Here is a 15,880-nt window from a genome sequence, read left to right on the forward strand (position 1 = left end):
CTCCCACGGGGAGAGGGAGAAAACATTAAAAAAGGCAACTTTCGTTGCCTTTTTGCTTTTACCTTGGTCCCGCACTCACCAGCGCAGCACCGGCCGGTGTGTCGGTATACTTCTCGAAGTTTTCGATAAACAGTTTCGCCAGCGATTCAGCCTTCTCACGCCACTGTTCCGGTGAACCGTAGGTGTTACGCGGATCCAGGATACGCGTATCCACGCCCGGCAGCTCTGTTGGGATCGCCAGATCGAACATCGGCAGCGTAAAGGTCTCGGCGTTATCCAGCGAACCATCCAGAATCGCGTCGATGATGGCGCGTGTATCTTTGATGGAGATACGTTTGCCCGTACCGTTCCAGCCGGTGTTCACCAGGTACGCCTGGGCGCCGGATGCCTGCATGCGTTTCACCAGCACTTCCGCGTACTGCGTTGGGTGCAGCGACAGGAACGCCGCGCCGAAGCAGGCGGAGAAGGTTGGGGTTGGCTCGGTCACACCGCGCTCGGTACCCGCCAGTTTAGCGGTAAAGCCGGAGAGGAAATGGTACTGCGTCTGGCTGGCGGTCAGGCGGGAAACCGGTGGCAGCACGCCGAACGCATCCGCGGTCAGGAAAATCACCTTCGTGGCATGACCCGCCTTCGATACCGGCTTGACGATGTTCTCGATGTGGTAGATCGGGTAAGAGACGCGGGTGTTTTCCGTTTTCGAGGCATCGTCGAAGTCGATAGAACCATCGGCACGCACGGTGACGTTTTCCAGCAGCGCATCGCGGCGAATCGCGTGGTAGATATCCGGCTCTGCCTCTTCCGACAGGCGAATGGTCTTCGCGTAGCAGCCGCCTTCAAAGTTAAACACGCCGTCATCATCCCAGCCGTGTTCATCGTCGCCAATCAGACGACGTTTTGGATCGGTGGACAGCGTTGTTTTACCGGTGCCGGAAAGGCCGAAGAACACTGCTACATCGCCTTTTTCCCCGACGTTCGCCGAGCAGTGCATGGAGGCGATACCGCGCAGCGGCAGCAGGTAGTTCATGACCGAGAACATCCCTTTCTTCATTTCGCCGCCGTACCAGGTACCGCCGATCAGCTGGATACGCTCGGTCAGGTTGAAGGCGATAAAGTTTTCGGAATTAAGACCCTGCTCTTTCCACTGCGGGTTGGTGCATTTCGCGCCGTTCATCACGATAAAGTCAGGGGTGAAGTCTTGCAGTTCTTCATCGGTCGGACGAATGAACATGTTCTTCACGAAATGCGCCTGCCAGGCCACTTCAGTAATGAACCGTACGGAGAGACGGGTGTCGGCGTTAGCGCCGCAGAACGCATCAATAATAAACAGACGCTTGCCGGAAAGCTGATGGGTGACAAGTCCTTTCAGATGCTGCCAGGTTTCCGGGGAGAGCGGTTTGTTATCGTTCTTCCCTTTGCCCTTATCAGCCCACCACAGCGTATCGCGGGTGGTGTCGTCTCGGACGATATACTTATCTTTAGGCGAACGACCGGTAAAAATACCCGTATCGACGGCGATAGCACCCAGGTTCGTCAACACACCGCGCTCGTATCCTTCCAGTGCCGGATTGAGCTCTTCCTGATACAGCGTATCGTAATCGGGGTTGTAGACCACTTCCTGGACGTCGTGAATACCATAAGCCTTGAGATCTTGCGGGGTTAAACCATTAACACGCATATCACTGCTCCTTAGCCAATATGTACTGCCTGAAATTGTAGGGTTTTTCTGGGGATGTTAACCGCGACGGGGCTCATAGATTTACGTATCTGGTCAAAACCCTTACTAACGGAAAACGCTGCGACTCCAGTCACAGGGCGGGCAGATTATCGCAGGAATCGCTTTTTGGATGGGGAAAATGTTCTTAAAAGGTTAATCTCTGGTGAATTTATCCAGAAGAATGTGAATGTAATCGCATACATGTAAGAAAATTACGTAAGGGTTACATTGGGAAAACGATTCAGGTCTCTTGGGTCAGCTATTTTCAGAGTTTGAGGTGGGGGCCAGAGTTTTGCTTTGATGAGACAATAGATTTTTCATGAACAAGGGATGAGAAATGGAAAACCGTGAGGCGTTATCCCCTTCAACGCGCGTAGCCGTCGTGCTGGCGGGGGCTTTACAGGGCGTAATTTGCTATGTAATCACGTGGTATATCGAGTACGCAAAATTGCCATCGGATACGCTGTGGCTGATGTGTGTAGTACCTGCCACCGTGGTAATGACAACCACGTTGTCGCTTGCCATGACGTCATTCAGAAAGCCATTTTTGTGGCTGTCACTCGGGATAATTGGCGCGGCAGTCGCGGGGATGGGCGGCTGGCTTAAGTGGAGCGTTGCGGGGCTGGACAACTGGGATACCAGAAATGCGGTGCTCCTTTTCGGTTTTCATCTGCTCCTGATGACGCTTCTCCTGTTGCCATGGCTTCAGCGACGCCTTGAGACCGCACCGACGGACGCTTTCTACCGCGATTTCAACGATAAAAACTGGCATAACGCGCTGACATTTCTTCTTGTTTTTGTCTCGAATGGGCTGTTCTAGCTGGTGCTTTTCCTCTGGGCTGAGCTTTTTAAACTCATTGGCATCTCTTTTTTTGATCGGCTTTTCTTTAATTCTGACTGGTTTATTTCAGTGGCGATTGGCGTGGTTTCAGCCAGCGCGGCAGTACTTGCGCGTATGCAGGTTCGGCTGATTCTGGCATTGCAAAATCTCCTTACGCTTATCGCGACAGGTTTGCTTCCACTGATGGCTGCGCTGGCGCTGCTCTTTATAGGCATATTGCCCTTCGTTGGCTTAGAGGCTGTTTCAGCACGGATCTCGGCTGCGGGCTTACTGACGACGCTGGCGCTGTTGCTGTTATTGCTGGTGACTGTCGTATGGCACCCACAACGTCAAAAGCTGCCTTACTTCTCTCCCCTGCGAGGAATGATTCATCTTGCCGTGATTATCGCTCCTGCGTATCCCGTCCTGGCGGGCTGGGCGCTCTGGCTGCGCATCGCACAGTATGGCTGGTCACCGGAGCGTCTGTACGGTGTGCTGATTACGATAGTGGCGCTGGTCTGGACGGTAGGATTCTGTCTTAGCGTACTTTTTTACCGTCGGGATCCACAAAGGCTCCAGGCTCATATCACTCCGGCTACCGGATTACTGGCGCTGATCTTCCTGGTGTTGGTCTATACACCGGTGCTTGATCCCTGGCGTATCAGCGTTGAAAGCCATATGGCGCGTTATCAGGATGGCAGAATAAACGCAGACCAGGTAAGCCTGTATATGCTCAGCAATACCGGACGAAAGGGGCGAGAGGCGATGCAAATGCTGCAAAATGATCCACAGTTTATCTCAAACCCAAAACGCCAGCGTGAAATAAATGGACTTCTCTCCGGGAACGCTGGCGGAGCAGGTAAGATGACCGCCGCGATGCTGGAAAAACAGATCCAGCTCGCACCGGGAATGGCCCGTCCAGATAAGGCATTGTGGCGAGCCATGCTCAGCAATCAGTATCGCTTTGAGAGCTGCGATAGCGCCCAGAGAAACTGTTTACTCATTCCGCTGGATCTTAACAGCGACGGCAAGCCGGAAGCCGTGCTATTTCAATTTACCGATCGCAGGATCGTGGCTTACACACAAACCAACACGGGCTGGAGGATCGCCGGGGACGCGTGGAAAATGCCGGAGGCGTTGACCAGAGAAGAACTTGACCGCGCATTAAGGCAGAGGAAAGTGAAATCTGTCGTGAAGCCCTGGGCGGATATTGAGATTTTTGGGGAGCGTGTCGATATGAGCTACGACAGTTACAATAATGCGCAGTGGCGTTAGTGCTTTTTCTTGCCGGGTGGCGCTACGCTTACCCGGCCTACAACTAGCAATCATATCAAAAAATTGCACAATTCATTGTAGGCCCGTGCAAGCATAGCGCCGCCGGGCAACAGGCTCAGAGCTCAGTGAACCTGCGGGTCCGCCGGAGAGGCGTTATTGCGGATCTCCGCGATATCCATGGAATTGAACACGTAGTGCGTACCGCAGTAATCACAGTGCATATCGATCTCACCGTCTTCCGCCATGATGCTGTCGATCTCTTCATCCGGCAGCGTTTTCAGGGCGCCAGCACAACGCTCGCGAGAGCAGGTGCACTTAAATTCCACATCCTGCGGATCGTAAACCGTCACTTCTTCTTCGTGGTACAGACGCCACAGCACGTCGGTCGCCGACAGGGTGAACAACTCTTCCGCTTTGATGGTTTCCGTCAACGTTGCCAGATGCTCGAAATCATTGGTCTGCGCATCCTGCGCAGGCAGAACCTGAAGCAGCATACCACCGGCAGCAGGCTGACCATCCACTTCACCGGTGCGGATGAACAGGCGGGTTGGCAGCTGTTCGGAACGCATGAAGTAATCTTCCAGGCAGGCGGCAAGCGTGTCGCCTTCCAGACCGACAACGCCCTGATAGCGCTCACCCTCTTCAGGCGAGATCGTGATAACCAGGTAGCCATTTCCGACCAGCGTTTTCAGATCCGCATTTTCAGGAATATCGCCCTGAATGCGCGCCACGCCGCGCATCTGCTGTTGGTTATTGCCGTTGATCACCGCCAGCGACATCGGGCCATCACCCTGCAACTGAACGGTAATATCGCCAGCGAACTTCAGCGTGGCGGTCAGCAGGCTGGTGGCAACCAGCAGTTCGCCCAACAGGGTTTTCACCGGCAGCGGGTAGTTGTGGTTTTCCAGAATCTGTTTCCAGGTTTCGGATACGGTGACCAGCTCGCCGCGCACGGCGAATTGTTCAAACAGATAGCGGTGTAATTGGTCGTGTTGGGCCATTTTCATCTCTCGTGCAGGTGAGGGTTACTCGCTCTCACCGTGTTTAAATTTCATCAGATCGCGGCGCTCTTTTTTATCCGGTCGCCGGTCCGGGTGAGGCATGGTCAGCGCATTCATCTTGCGCGCCAGCGCGGTTTTCTCGCGCTTCTCTATGCTTTCGGCCGTCTCTTCATACAGCAAAACGGCTTCGGTTGCGGGCCGCCGCTGCTCGGTAATGGCTTTCACCACCACCGTTTTCTCATCGTTGCCCTGGCGAAGCGTTAGCGTGGCATTCAGTTCAACCAGCTTGCTCGGTTTGCTGCGCTGACCGTTGTAATGCACCTTTCCGCCATCAACCATTTCACGGGCAAGGGCGCGCGTTTTGTAAAAACGGGCGGCCCACAGCCATTTATCCAGTCTTACCCCATCAGCGGGTTTTTCTTTCATGGCGTCTCCTTCACGGTGAGTGAGGGGATCATCCGGCGATAGTCGTTCAGCCCCGGATGTCGCAGATAGCTTTTTTCAGCCAGGCCGGAATCCGGATTGGTCACGCCCAGACAATAGCGAATGCCAAAAGCGGCCGCAGAATCCAGAATCGGCTCGCTGTCGTCAATAAACAGCGTGCGTTCCGGCTGTAAACCGGTCTCTTCCACCACGGCATGCCACAACCGCTGATCCTCTTTCGGATAACCAAATGTGTGGGTGGAAAGCAATAAATCAAGGTGTGAAGCAAGACCGGTATGTTCCAGCTTCACGGCCAGGTTATGGGGATGCGCATTCGTCAGCAAAATGCGGCGCTTACCGCAGGCTTTCAGCGCATCCAGGAACGGGACCGTATCGTCGCGCAGTACGGCGCGTGCGCCCTGGGCGGTGGTCATGGCACAAATATCCAAACCGAGTCGCTCGCTCCAGTAGTCAAGACAGTACCAGTTTAGCGTATGCTGCACCGCGCTATATTGCGAACGAATGAATTCCTGCGCTTCCGCCGGGGAGATCCCCTGCTGTTCACCGTATGTTTCCGGGACCAGCTTTTGCCAGAAATAGTTATCAAAGGCGAGATCAAGCAGCGTGCCGTCCATATCAAGCAGGACGGTATCGACCGCCTGCCAGTCGATATTAAGATGCATAAGGGGGAACTCCAGCCAGAAGAAACGTGCGCGACAGGGTAGCACAACTTGTCGCGCAGGGACGTTATCCGATCAGGCTCTCGGAAGAGGAGATCAGTTTCGGGTTCAGGCAATTTTCGTAGTAGGCCTGGATTTCTGCCAGCCGCGTGCGGGAACGCTGATAGCGGCGTACGGCCTGATAACCGTTCCAGACAATGCACGCCAGCATTGCAATCAGCAGCAGGGATGTCCCTATATAGCGCCACAGGCCAGCGCTATCCGGCATACGGTGCAGGCCAATATGACGCGTGCCGTTGGCGTCGGTAAAGAGGGTGGTGACGATCCCTTCCGCGCTGAATGGCGTCTGCATCAGCATCTGCGCCAGACGCTGGAATTCGCTCCACTGCTCCTGGGCAGGATAGTCATAGAGCGAAACCTGCGGATAAGGTTGATCCACCAGGTCGCTGCCTTCATCGCTGGCAATCACAAAACCGCCGGGCGCCGGGCTGTTAAGCGCCTGGGCAGCACGGGTGGTTTCACGCATCACGAAGGGGGCGGTAGAGGTCGCCACAAGGTTATCTAGCGACTCGGCGCTGACCGGACGCAGAAGCACGTTCACACCGTCCAGGCGTCCCGCTTCGGCGCGTTTCACTAGCGCGTCCCAGTCTTTGCTGTTGCCGAGGTTGACCAGCGCGTTCTTGAGCCGGATACAGTCATCCTGGGCGGAACAGAGATCCTCTGTTTTCAGGACGATTTCGCCAAAGTCATCCAGCAGTACCATGCCCGACTTCTGAATAGCCGAACGCAGGGCAGGGCTGACGCGAGAATCATCATCCGGTTTTGGATGGAGCTGGCGATTAATCGTCTGGGTGAGCGCAGTGGCCTTGTTGACCACATCCGATTCCGGCAGCGGCAGCGGAGAGGCGTCATTCCAGATGATCTGAGAGCAGTCGAACGGCGCGAACGGCGAGTTCTGGCGCGTGTTCCAGGCGCCCGGCGTGTGGATATTACACATCCCGGTGCCTTTGAGGCGCAACGTATCTCCCACGCGTACACCCGCTTCTTCGAGCTGCTGTACGCTGGTGGCTTCCACAGTTTGCGCCCCTTTGATCCACGACAGGGTAAATTTAATCGGCATATCCAGCGGCACGAAGAGCAGCAGCATGACGAAGATTAACGCGGCACCACCGGCAATCACCGCGCTGCGGAGCCAGTGCTGAAGCGGGAAGTTTTTCACTTCGTCGTGCAGGGATAAGTAGCGCCCCTGGCGTACAACGTGGCGGTCGAGATAGATATCAATATCCGTTTTGTGGCCAAGGTCCTGCGCTATCCACGGCTGCCAGTGGCGCGGATAGATAAGATCGATGATCCCGAGCGAGATATTGTTGATATGTTCCTGATCGTTCTCACCGAACAGTCCCCAGCGTTTTGGGGTTCCGCGCAGGCAGTGAATTTCGCGTAATGACGTTTTTGCCGGCGGAGCAAATATGCCCCACAGCCCGGCGGCCAGAAGCAGTACTGCGCCACCCGCGAGCCACGGAACAAACACGTCCGGCGTCAGCAGGCAGATGAAAAAGAGCAGGAACGAGGCGACAATCAACACCGCTTCGCGAATGCCATCCGGGCGGCTCAGGACGTACTCTTCATGCGTCTCCTGGCGGATGTTCAGCAGTTCGATCTGCTCAGTCTCTTCACCGCGAATAGAGGCCTGCGTTCCGCTTGCGCGTTCCAGCGCAAAGCGTGGCGCTTCCTGAACATATTCGCTCAGAGTATGACCATTGAGGGAGATAACCAGCGGCAGCGTATCGGTATGGATGAGCTCGACGCTGTTTTCGTCGTTAATATACTGCTCCCAGAAGGGAGGCAGGTGCACTTCAACAGAGTCGAGATAGTAACGCCACTTGTTGGGATCGTCGGTTGTAATGCCGTAGCGGGTAATGGAGCGCGTTACGCACAGAACGGTGTCACTTTGGGCGTTCAGGTTGAGCGATACGGGGGCGGCGCTGGCGCCGGTAGGGCCAGGCGAAAGCCGGGATCGGTTCAGCGTGTCGAGATACTGCTCAACGGTGCTGCGTTCCTCTGGCGAAAGCTTGCGCGTGTTTGCCCCGGCAAACGCGTTCAAAAAGGGCAGCCGATAACGGCGATGTACGCGGCGCCTGAATACCCACACCGCAATCGACGCGCAGGCCAGCACAGCAGCGAGAAAAATCAAAATGGTGCTCATGCTTTCCCCATCTTACTTATCTTCTTACAGGTGTTGTCAGTCGCACCTTTTGTACAATGAATGAGATTCTGTGGTCGGCTATCGGCAAGTATGGAGTCTAACTTGAGCATGTTGACGCGCATCCCAGTGACCGGTAATGATAACAAAGCCTGTTCCGGCGCGATATCAGCAAATTCCTGGAAACATTTCAACCTCTTGACATTTGTTTTGAAATGAGAATCGCCTACAGTTACGTTGCATAAATGTAAATAAAGAGCAATTGACATTGCCGAAACCGTGCGGCGTATCGCACAATAAAGCCAGTTCACCCAGCAAAGACCCGTCAAGATGACCAAACCCTTACAAAAGCCCACCATTCTGAATGTTGAAACCGTCGCGAAATCGCGTCTGTTTAATGTCGAAAGCGTGGATCTGGAGTTCAGCAACGGTGTGCGTCGTGTTTATGAGCGTATGCGCCCCTCCTCGCGTGAAGCGGTGATGATTGTGCCCATCGTCGACGAGCACCTGATCCTCATTCGTGAATACGCCGTGGGCACAGAATCCTACGAGCTGGGTTTCTCCAAAGGACTGATCGATCCGGGCGAAACGGTGTTTGAAGCGGCAAACCGGGAGCTGAAAGAAGAGGTCGGTTTTGGCGCGAAAGAGCTGACGTTCCTGAAAAAGCTGAGCATGGCACCGTCCTATTTCTCCAGCAAAATGAACATCGTTGTCGCGGAAGATCTCTATCCTGAATCGCTGGAAGGAGACGAGCCGGAACCGCTACCGCAGGTTCGCTGGCCGCTGGCTCATCTGATGGATTTGCTGGAAGATCCTGACTTTAACGAGGCGCGCAACGTGAGCGCACTGTTCCTGGTGCGGGAGTGGCTGAAGGGACAGGGACGTTTGTAGCGCCACCATTAAAAACGGCAACCGAAGGTTGCCGTTTTGCATTGACGTTGTAGGCCGGGTCAGGCGTAGTCGCCACCCGGCTTTTTTGTTGGCGTCAGAACAGCTCGTGCGTTTCGCCGTTATCAATCAATTCCGTACCCACCTCATGCACTGCCTGCGTGGTTGGCTGAGTGCCCTCGATGAAATACTCGGCACGGCTGTTACCGCCATTCGCGAGCTGTCCGGTACTGCGGTCGATATTCACCGTCACCACGCCCGGTGGAGGCGTTAGCGGCTGCTCTGGTACGCCCTCGAGAACGGCCTTCATGTATGCATCCCAGGCAGGTTGCGCACTCTTCGCGCCGCCTTCGTAACCGGAAATCTGATCTTTAATCGCGCCAGAGGCGGTCGTGCGCCCCAGATCGCGGCGGTGATCGTCAAAACCAATCCAGACGGAGGTGACAACCCCCGGGCCATAACCTGAGAACCAGGCATCTTTTGAACTGTTGGTTGTCCCGGTTTTGCCGCCGATGTCGTGGCGCTGCAAATCGCGGCCCGCTCGCCAGCCGGTGCCTTGCCAGCCCGGTTCACCAAAGATGTTGGTGTTCAGTGCGCTCTTAATCAGGAACGACAGCGGCGTGCTGATCACGTGCGGGGCATACTCCTGCGCGCCACTCTGGGCGACCAGCGCCTGATTGGCCTGTTCCAGCTGGGGCTGCGGCACCGCCAGATTCTGACGTTCCTGAGAGATCGCCACATCTTCCATATCCTTGTTTTCCAGGACATTGGATTTTGGCGTGTCGCCGTAAATCACCGGAATATCGCATTCAGGGCAGGCAATTTTCGGTTTCGCTTCAAACAGTACGCCGCCCTGATCGTTCTCTATTTTGCTGATGAAATACGGATCGACCAGGAAGCCGCCGTTCGCCATCACCGAGTAGCCACGCGCAACCTGGAGCGGCGTAAAGGACGCGGAGCCGAGCGCCAGAGATTCAGTATGAACGATGTTTTGCGCCGGGAAGCCAAAGCGTTGCAGATACTCTGCCGCATAATCCACGCCCATCGCACGCATCGCGCGAACCATGACCACGTTCTTCGACTGGCCAAGGCCCTGGCGCAGACGGATAGGGCCAGCGTATTGCGCCGGAGAGTTCTTCGGCTGCCAGTCAGAGCCCGCACCGGCATCCCAGCGGGAAATTGGCACGTCGTTGAGAAGGCTGGCGAGAGTCAGCCCCTTATCCATCGCCGCGGTATACAGGAACGGTTTGATGTTCGAACCAACCTGACGCAGCGCCTGGGTCGCGCGGTTAAATTTGCTCTGGTTGAAATCGAACCCGCCAACCAGCGCCATCACGGCGCCGTTCTGCGGATTGATGGAGACCAGCGCAGAGTTTACGTCCGGCACCTGCGCCAGCCACCAGGCATCACCGACCTGACGCACCCAGATTTGTTGTCCGGTTTGTACGACATCGGTCACTTTACGTGGCGTAGGCCCCTGAAGGGTGTCAGAACGGTATGGACGCGCCCAGCGGACACCCTCCATGCGCAGCGAAACGGATGTGCCATCGGCCATCATCGCCACTGCTTCCTGTGGATCGGCCTGGGTGACGACCGCCGGACGCAGCGGGCCATAGGTCGGCAGCGCTTTCAGGGAATCCGTGATTTTTTTACTGTCCCATGCGCCTTCACCCACTTTCCACAGCACGTTGGACGGGCCGCGATAGCCGTGACGCATATCGTAATCCATCACGTTATTACGCACCGCCTGCTGGGCAGCCTGCTGCACCTTGCGGGTCACGGTGGTATAGACGCGATAACCATCTTCATACGCTTTATCACCGTAGCGACTCACCATCTCCTGGCGAACCATTTCAGTGAGATACGGTGCAGAGAAAGCAATTTCCGGCGCATGGTAATTGGCGTCAATAACGTCGCTGCGCGCCTTATCGTACTCAGACTGGCTGATATAGCCTTCGCTCAACATACGCGACAGCACCACGTTACGGCGCGCGGTGGCGCGGTCCAGCGAGTAGAGCGGGTTAAACGTGGATGGCGCTTTTGGCAGGCCGGCAATAGTCGCCATTTCGCTCAGCGTGAGCTGATCGATCGGCTTACCAAAATAGACCTGAGCCGCAGCCCCTACGCCATAGGCGCGGTAGCCCAGATAGATCTTGTTGAGGTAAAGCTCAAGGATCTCGTCTTTGCTCAGCAGTTGCTCAATGCGGATCGCGAGGAACACCTCTTTGATCTTACGCATCAGCGTCTTTTCCGGGCTGAGGAAGAAGTTACGCGCCAGCTGCTGGGTAATGGTACTTGCCCCCTGAGAGGCATGACCGGAGAACAGCGCCACGCTTGCCGCACGGAAAATACCGACCGGATCGACACCGTGGTGCTCGTAAAAACGGCTGTCCTCGGTGGCGATAAAAGCCTTCACCATCACGGGTGGAATTTGATTTAAGGTCAGAGGGATACGACGTTTCTCGCCGTATTGCGCCATCAGTTCACCATCGGCGCTATAGACCTGCATAGGGATCTGAAGCCGCACATCACGAAGCGTGGCGACATCAGGGAGTTGCGGCTCGACATATTTGTACAAACCAATAATCGAGCCTGCTCCCAGCAGAATGCAACAGACTGCAAGGATCAATAAATACTTTACGAACTTCACCGGAGATTTCCCATTTGGTTTAGCCTGGGCAGTTTCTAAACAATCGCGCGGTAGTATAAAGGCAAGCCTGATTCATTGATATAGCCGTCACTCCGACGGGCGATAAGGAGATCGTGAAGCATGGCTTTTAAAACGTGGCAAACAGGCGTTCATATTCAACAGGATAAGGTGGTTGCGGTAGCGCTGACCAGAGAGCGGGCCGGCTGGCGTTTACGGCGCTGGTGGGCGGTACCGCTGTCGGACGGCGTTATCGGGGAAGGCAAAATACTTAAGCCAGAACAGCTGGTTAACGCATTACGTGGCTGGCGGAAAACATTGCCGCACTCGCATCGGGTATTTCTCTCATTTCCGGCGACGCGCGTTCTGCAACGCGCGTTGCCCCGTCCATCCGTTACCTTGCGTGACAGCGAACAGCTCACCTGGGTAGGCGCCGCATTAGCACGTGAGCTGGAGATGCCCGCCGATACGCTCTGTTTTGACTACGCGCAGGATACGTTCAGCAACACTTTTCAGGTTACCGCAGCGCAAAACAGAGAGGTCGATACCCTGTTGACGCTGGCGAACGCGCTGCGTTTGCGTCTGGCAGCAATCGCCCCGGATGCCGGCGCGCTGGCTAATCTTCTCTCTGCTGTTGCCCCCGCCCGGTGCGTCGCCTGGAGAGATCAACACCAGTGGCTATGGGCGATGCGTCACCAGTGGGGGCGGCGCTACACCACAGAAGCGGCGACGGTGAATGAACTGGCGGCGCTGCTTGCGCTTTCTCCTTCTGATATCGCCGTGTTTGATGCTGCCCGCGATCCCTGGGAAGCGGTGACGCTGTGCCAGCCGCCGCTGCCGGAATGCGGTGCTGATTACACCGTCGCCCTGGCGCTGGCCATGAGCGAGGCGCCGTAATGAGCATGCCCAATCTTTTACCCTGGCGTCGGCAGCAACGTAATCAGCGCCTGCGTTTCTGGGGGCTGCTGTTTGCTGGCTCATGGCTGGTGATGCTGGCGGGGAGTATCAGCCTGCGGGCGACGCAGACTCTCGCATTGCAGGCGTTGCAGAGCGAACTGGCGGGGACACGTGCGGTACAGAAAGTATTGAGAGCCCGTCAGCCGCAGTCAGCGGGGCAGAAAACCCCTTCGCTGCCGTTTGATCCGGCCTGGCAACCTGCGCTGGAGTCCCTTGCCAGCGCAATGCCCCGGCAGGCGTGGCTAACGGCGCTGCGTTATCAGCCACCCTCGCTGACCCTGACCGGCTATACCACCTCACTGCCAGCGCTCACCGCCATGACCGATGCCCTGAAAAGGGTGACGGGATTTAACCCCGGACCGGCAGGCGAAATGCAACAGGATAGCCAGGGGCGATGGATGTTCTCTTTTCAACTGCATAGCCGGAGGTAGCCCGTGGGTATCTGGTATCAACGCTGGACTGATGCACGTCCTTCCCGGCGCGTCCTTTGCTGGTTGATCGCATCGGGGCTTGTTGCGTGGGCAATTTGGGGACTGCTGCTCAGGCCCGCAGCTCTGCGCTACACCGATATTCAGGCGCAGGCCATCAGTGCGAAGCGAATCAACGCCTCGCTGTGGTCAGAGGCCGGACGGCGAGCAGTGGTTACGCAAGTGACGCCCTCGCAGCCCTTTTCTCCCCTGGCTTTTCAGCGTGAGGGCGCAAGGCTGGTGTACTGGAAGCCGCAGCAGAGTGGGGGAGAGCTGGCGCTGGATGCCTCCTGGGGCGCGGTCCCGGCGCTCTTTTCCCGGCTGGCGCTTGAGAACGCGCGGGTGAGCGCGTTTTCCATCACCCCACAGGGCAAACAGTTACGCCTCAGCCTGCAACTGGAGATCGGTCATGCGCAGTAAAGCCCGTTTGCTGATCCTGCTTTCTCCGCTTTTCCTGACCGGGATGCGGGATCCCTTCTCTGTGCCGGAAGAGCGTTGCGCAGCCGGGCAGCTCAGCCAGTGGCGGTATCAGGGGATAGTCAGCGGCAGCAGGGATATCGGCCTTATGCAGGACGGGCAGAAGCGTTGGTACCGGGTAAAAACGCAGGTGCGGTTACCGACAGGCTGGCGGGTGAGCGCGATAGATAAACAACAACTGACCGTTGATGTCGGCGACATGTGCGAGCCGAAGCGATGGACATGGCAACGAGAAGGAACGAAAAAAAGTGAAGATAAGGATAGGGCTGTTACTGGCGGCACTCAGCCAGCCCCTGTGGGCCGCGACGCCAAAACCGGTCACCCTGCTGGTGGATGATGTCCCGGTGGTGCAGATATTACAGGCGCTGGTGGCGCAGGAGGATCGCAATCTGGTGGTGTCGCCGGATGTCAGCGGTTCGCTTTCGCTGAATTTAACGCGGGTGCCCTGGAGACAGGCGCTTCAGACAGTAGTGAACAGCGCCGGGCTGGTATTGCGGGAAGAGGGCGGCATTTTTTATGTGCATACGGCGGCCTGGCAACGGGAGCAACAGACGCGTAAAGAGCAGGAGCGGGCCCAGCGTCTGCTTGACGCCCCGCTGCACTCTCACAGCATTCCGTTTGCTTATGCGGATGCAGCCGAATTGCAAAAAGCGGCAGAAAAGCTCTTAAGCCCGAAAGGCAGTCTCTCCGTCGACAAGCGCACCAACCGTTTCCTGGTCAGGGATAACCAGACGGTGGTGGATATGCTCCAGCGCTGGGCTGTGCAGATGGATCTGCCCGTCGAGCAGGTGGAACTGGCGGCGCAGATTGTGACCATCAGTGAAAAAAGCCTGCGTGAACTGGGGGTGAAATGGAACCTCGCTGACGCAACGGAGGCCGGTAAGGTTGGTCAGGTCACGACGCTGGGGGCGGACCTGTCGGTGGCCAGTGCAACCACCCACGCAGGGTTTAACATCGGGCGCATCAACGGCAGGATGCTGGATCTTGAGTTGTCGGCGCTTGAGCAAAAGCAGCAGGTGGATATCATCGCCAGCCCGCGGCTGCTGGCATCGCACATGCAGCCGGCCAGCATCAAGCAGGGCAGCGAAATTCCGTATCAGGTTTCCAGCGGCGAGAGCGGGGCGACGTCCGTTGAATTTAAAGAGGCGGTATTAGGCATGGAGGTCACGCCGGTGGTCCTGCCGGGCGGTCGCGTGCGCCTGAAACTGCATATCAGTGAAAATATGCCCGGCCAGGTGCTGCAACAGGCAGACGGCGAAACGCTGGCGATCGATAAGCAGGAGATCGAAACGCAGGTAGAGGTAAAAAGTGGGGAAACGCTCGCGCTGGGCGGGATCTTTTCGCAAAAGAATAAAACCGGACGCGACAGCGTGCCCGTGCTGGGCAACATTCCGTGGCTGGGTCAGCTGTTCCGCCATGACGGAAAAGATAACGAACGGCGCGAGTTAGTGGTGTTTATCACGCCACGTCTGGTCAGTATTCATTAATGGGTAACGATCCCCGCAATGATTTTGCATTCAGTTTGTTGCAGATGTTTGACGTGGGGCATGAATTAGCATACAAGGAGTACCGATTTGAGTTGGACTTACGTCTTATTTCCTTATGCGCCGGGAACGGTGATTTAATCAGTTGCCAAACAAGCCGGAGTATTGAGATAATTTTTCGTCTGACTCTCGCTCTATTGCAAATGAGGTTTCAGTTCATGTCCTGCTACGCCGGGTGTCTGCGCAGCGGGGATTACCATTAACGAATAGTCTTAGTAGTACCGAAAAAATGGCAGAGAAACGCAATATCTTTCTGGTTGGGCCTATGGGTGCCGGCAAAAGCACTATTGGGCGTCAGTTAGCTCAACAACTCAATATGGAATTTTACGATTCTGATCAAGAGATTGAGAAACGAACCGGAGCGGATGTGGGCTGGGTCTTCGACGTAGAAGGCGAAGAAGGTTTCCGTGACCGAGAAGAAAAAGTGATCAACGAACTCACGGAAAAACAGGGCATTGTGCTGGCAACTGGCGGCGGCTCTGTAAAATCTCGCGAAACCCGCAACCGTCTCTCCGCCCGTGGCGTAGTGGTCTATCTTGAGACGACCATCGAAAAACAGCTGGCACGCACGCAGCGTGATAAAAAGCGCCCGTTGTTGCAGGTTGAAACACCGCCACGTGAAGTTCTGGAAGCTTTGGCCGATGAACGCAATCCTCTGTACGAAGAGATTGCTGATGTGACCATTCGTACTGACGATCAAAGCGCTAAAGTGGTTGCAAACCAGATTATTCATATGCTGGAAAGCAACTGATTCTGGCTTTATATACACTCGCCTGCGGGTAAA

Annotated in this window: 15 protein-coding genes; 9 read left to right on the top strand and 6 right to left on the bottom strand. The window is 56.0% G+C overall.

The window, feature by feature from the left end:
- Window positions 1-58 precede the first annotated feature (58 nt).
- Window positions 59-1,675: a phosphoenolpyruvate carboxykinase (ATP) gene (gene pckA / locus SK50_RS03400; protein ID WP_017693860.1), complete on the bottom strand. Its 1,617-nt coding sequence runs from the start codon at window positions 1,673-1,675 to the stop codon at window positions 59-61.
- Between the two features lie 376 nt (window positions 1,676-2,051).
- On the opposite strand from pckA, the gene SK50_RS24120 reads away from it, so the two are divergent.
- Together SK50_RS24120 and SK50_RS03405 are read left to right on the top strand one after the other, a co-directional pair.
- On the top strand, window positions 2,052-2,534 hold the full coding sequence (locus SK50_RS24120) for a hypothetical protein (protein ID WP_255353941.1): 483 nt from the start codon (window positions 2,052-2,054) through the stop codon (window positions 2,532-2,534).
- A 3-nt stretch (window positions 2,535-2,537) separates the two neighbouring features.
- Entirely contained in the window at window positions 2,538-3,809 is a 1,272-nt protein-coding gene (locus tag SK50_RS03405; RefSeq protein ID WP_232933961.1) for a DUF4153 domain-containing protein, read from the top strand.
- Between the two features lie 122 nt (window positions 3,810-3,931).
- Here the strand turns inward: SK50_RS03405 and hslO are convergent, their stop codons facing one another.
- From hslO to SK50_RS03425, 4 genes are all read right to left on the bottom strand, one after another.
- Window positions 3,932-4,810: an Hsp33 family molecular chaperone HslO gene (hslO, locus tag SK50_RS03410; protein WP_026094339.1), complete on the bottom strand. Its 879-nt coding sequence runs from the start codon at window positions 4,808-4,810 to the stop codon at window positions 3,932-3,934.
- A gap of 24 nt (window positions 4,811-4,834) precedes the next feature.
- Complete coding sequence (hslR, locus tag SK50_RS03415; RefSeq protein WP_017693863.1) at window positions 4,835-5,236, bottom strand: ribosome-associated heat shock protein Hsp15; 402 nt, start codon at window positions 5,234-5,236, stop codon at window positions 4,835-4,837.
- Window positions 5,233-5,916 (bottom strand): GMP/IMP nucleotidase, encoded by a 684-nt coding sequence (gene yrfG, locus SK50_RS03420; RefSeq protein ID WP_000550486.1) that lies wholly within the window; start codon window positions 5,914-5,916, stop codon window positions 5,233-5,235. Before yrfG ends, hslR begins: the two co-directional genes overlap by 4 nt.
- A 64-nt stretch (window positions 5,917-5,980) precedes the next feature.
- Window positions 5,981-8,119 (bottom strand): intracellular growth attenuator family protein, encoded by a 2,139-nt coding sequence (locus tag SK50_RS03425; protein WP_017384151.1) that lies wholly within the window; start codon window positions 8,117-8,119, stop codon window positions 5,981-5,983.
- 327 nt (window positions 8,120-8,446) lie between these two features.
- Between SK50_RS03425 and nudE the strand changes: the two genes are divergently transcribed.
- Complete coding sequence (gene nudE / locus SK50_RS03435) at window positions 8,447-9,007, top strand: ADP compounds hydrolase NudE (RefSeq protein WP_003861622.1); 561 nt, start codon at window positions 8,447-8,449, stop codon at window positions 9,005-9,007.
- Window positions 9,008-9,101: 94 nt separating this feature from the next.
- Here nudE and mrcA read toward each other — a convergent pair whose 3' ends face one another.
- Complete coding sequence (gene mrcA / locus SK50_RS03440; RefSeq protein WP_045344742.1) at window positions 9,102-11,654, bottom strand: peptidoglycan glycosyltransferase/peptidoglycan DD-transpeptidase MrcA; 2,553 nt, start codon at window positions 11,652-11,654, stop codon at window positions 9,102-9,104.
- A gap of 120 nt (window positions 11,655-11,774) precedes the next feature.
- Between mrcA and pilM the strand changes: the two genes are divergently transcribed.
- The 6 genes from pilM to aroK all read left to right on the top strand — a co-directional run bounded on the left by pilM (window position 11,775) and on the right by aroK (window position 15,847).
- Complete coding sequence (gene pilM, locus SK50_RS03445) at window positions 11,775-12,548, top strand: pilus assembly protein PilM (RefSeq protein ID WP_017384153.1); 774 nt, start codon at window positions 11,775-11,777, stop codon at window positions 12,546-12,548.
- Window positions 12,548-13,039, top strand: a complete 492-nt coding sequence (locus SK50_RS03450) for a PilN domain-containing protein (protein WP_017384154.1) — start codon at window positions 12,548-12,550, stop codon at window positions 13,037-13,039. The genes pilM and SK50_RS03450 overlap by 1 nt, the downstream gene beginning before the upstream one ends.
- 63 nt (window positions 13,040-13,102) lie before the next feature.
- Window positions 13,103-13,495, top strand: a complete 393-nt coding sequence (locus SK50_RS03455; protein ID WP_226874348.1) for a HofO family protein — start codon at window positions 13,103-13,105, stop codon at window positions 13,493-13,495.
- Window positions 13,485-13,889, top strand: a complete 405-nt coding sequence (locus tag SK50_RS03460; protein ID WP_015571434.1) for a HofP DNA utilization family protein — start codon at window positions 13,485-13,487, stop codon at window positions 13,887-13,889. The genes SK50_RS03455 and SK50_RS03460 overlap by 11 nt, the downstream gene beginning before the upstream one ends.
- A complete protein-coding gene (hofQ, locus tag SK50_RS03465) occupies window positions 13,801-15,039 on the top strand; it encodes a DNA uptake porin HofQ (RefSeq protein ID WP_032104286.1) in 1,239 nt (412 codons plus the stop codon). Before SK50_RS03460 ends, hofQ begins: the two co-directional genes overlap by 89 nt.
- A gap of 286 nt (window positions 15,040-15,325) precedes the next feature.
- Window positions 15,326-15,847 (top strand): shikimate kinase AroK, encoded by a 522-nt coding sequence (aroK, locus tag SK50_RS03475; protein ID WP_003861630.1) that lies wholly within the window; start codon window positions 15,326-15,328, stop codon window positions 15,845-15,847.
- The last annotated feature ends 33 nt before the right edge of the window (window positions 15,848-15,880 follow it).

The organism is Enterobacter sp. BWH64 (assembly GCF_001037645.1).
GTDB classification, from domain to species: Bacteria; Pseudomonadota; Gammaproteobacteria; order Enterobacterales; family Enterobacteriaceae; genus Enterobacter; species Enterobacter hormaechei_C.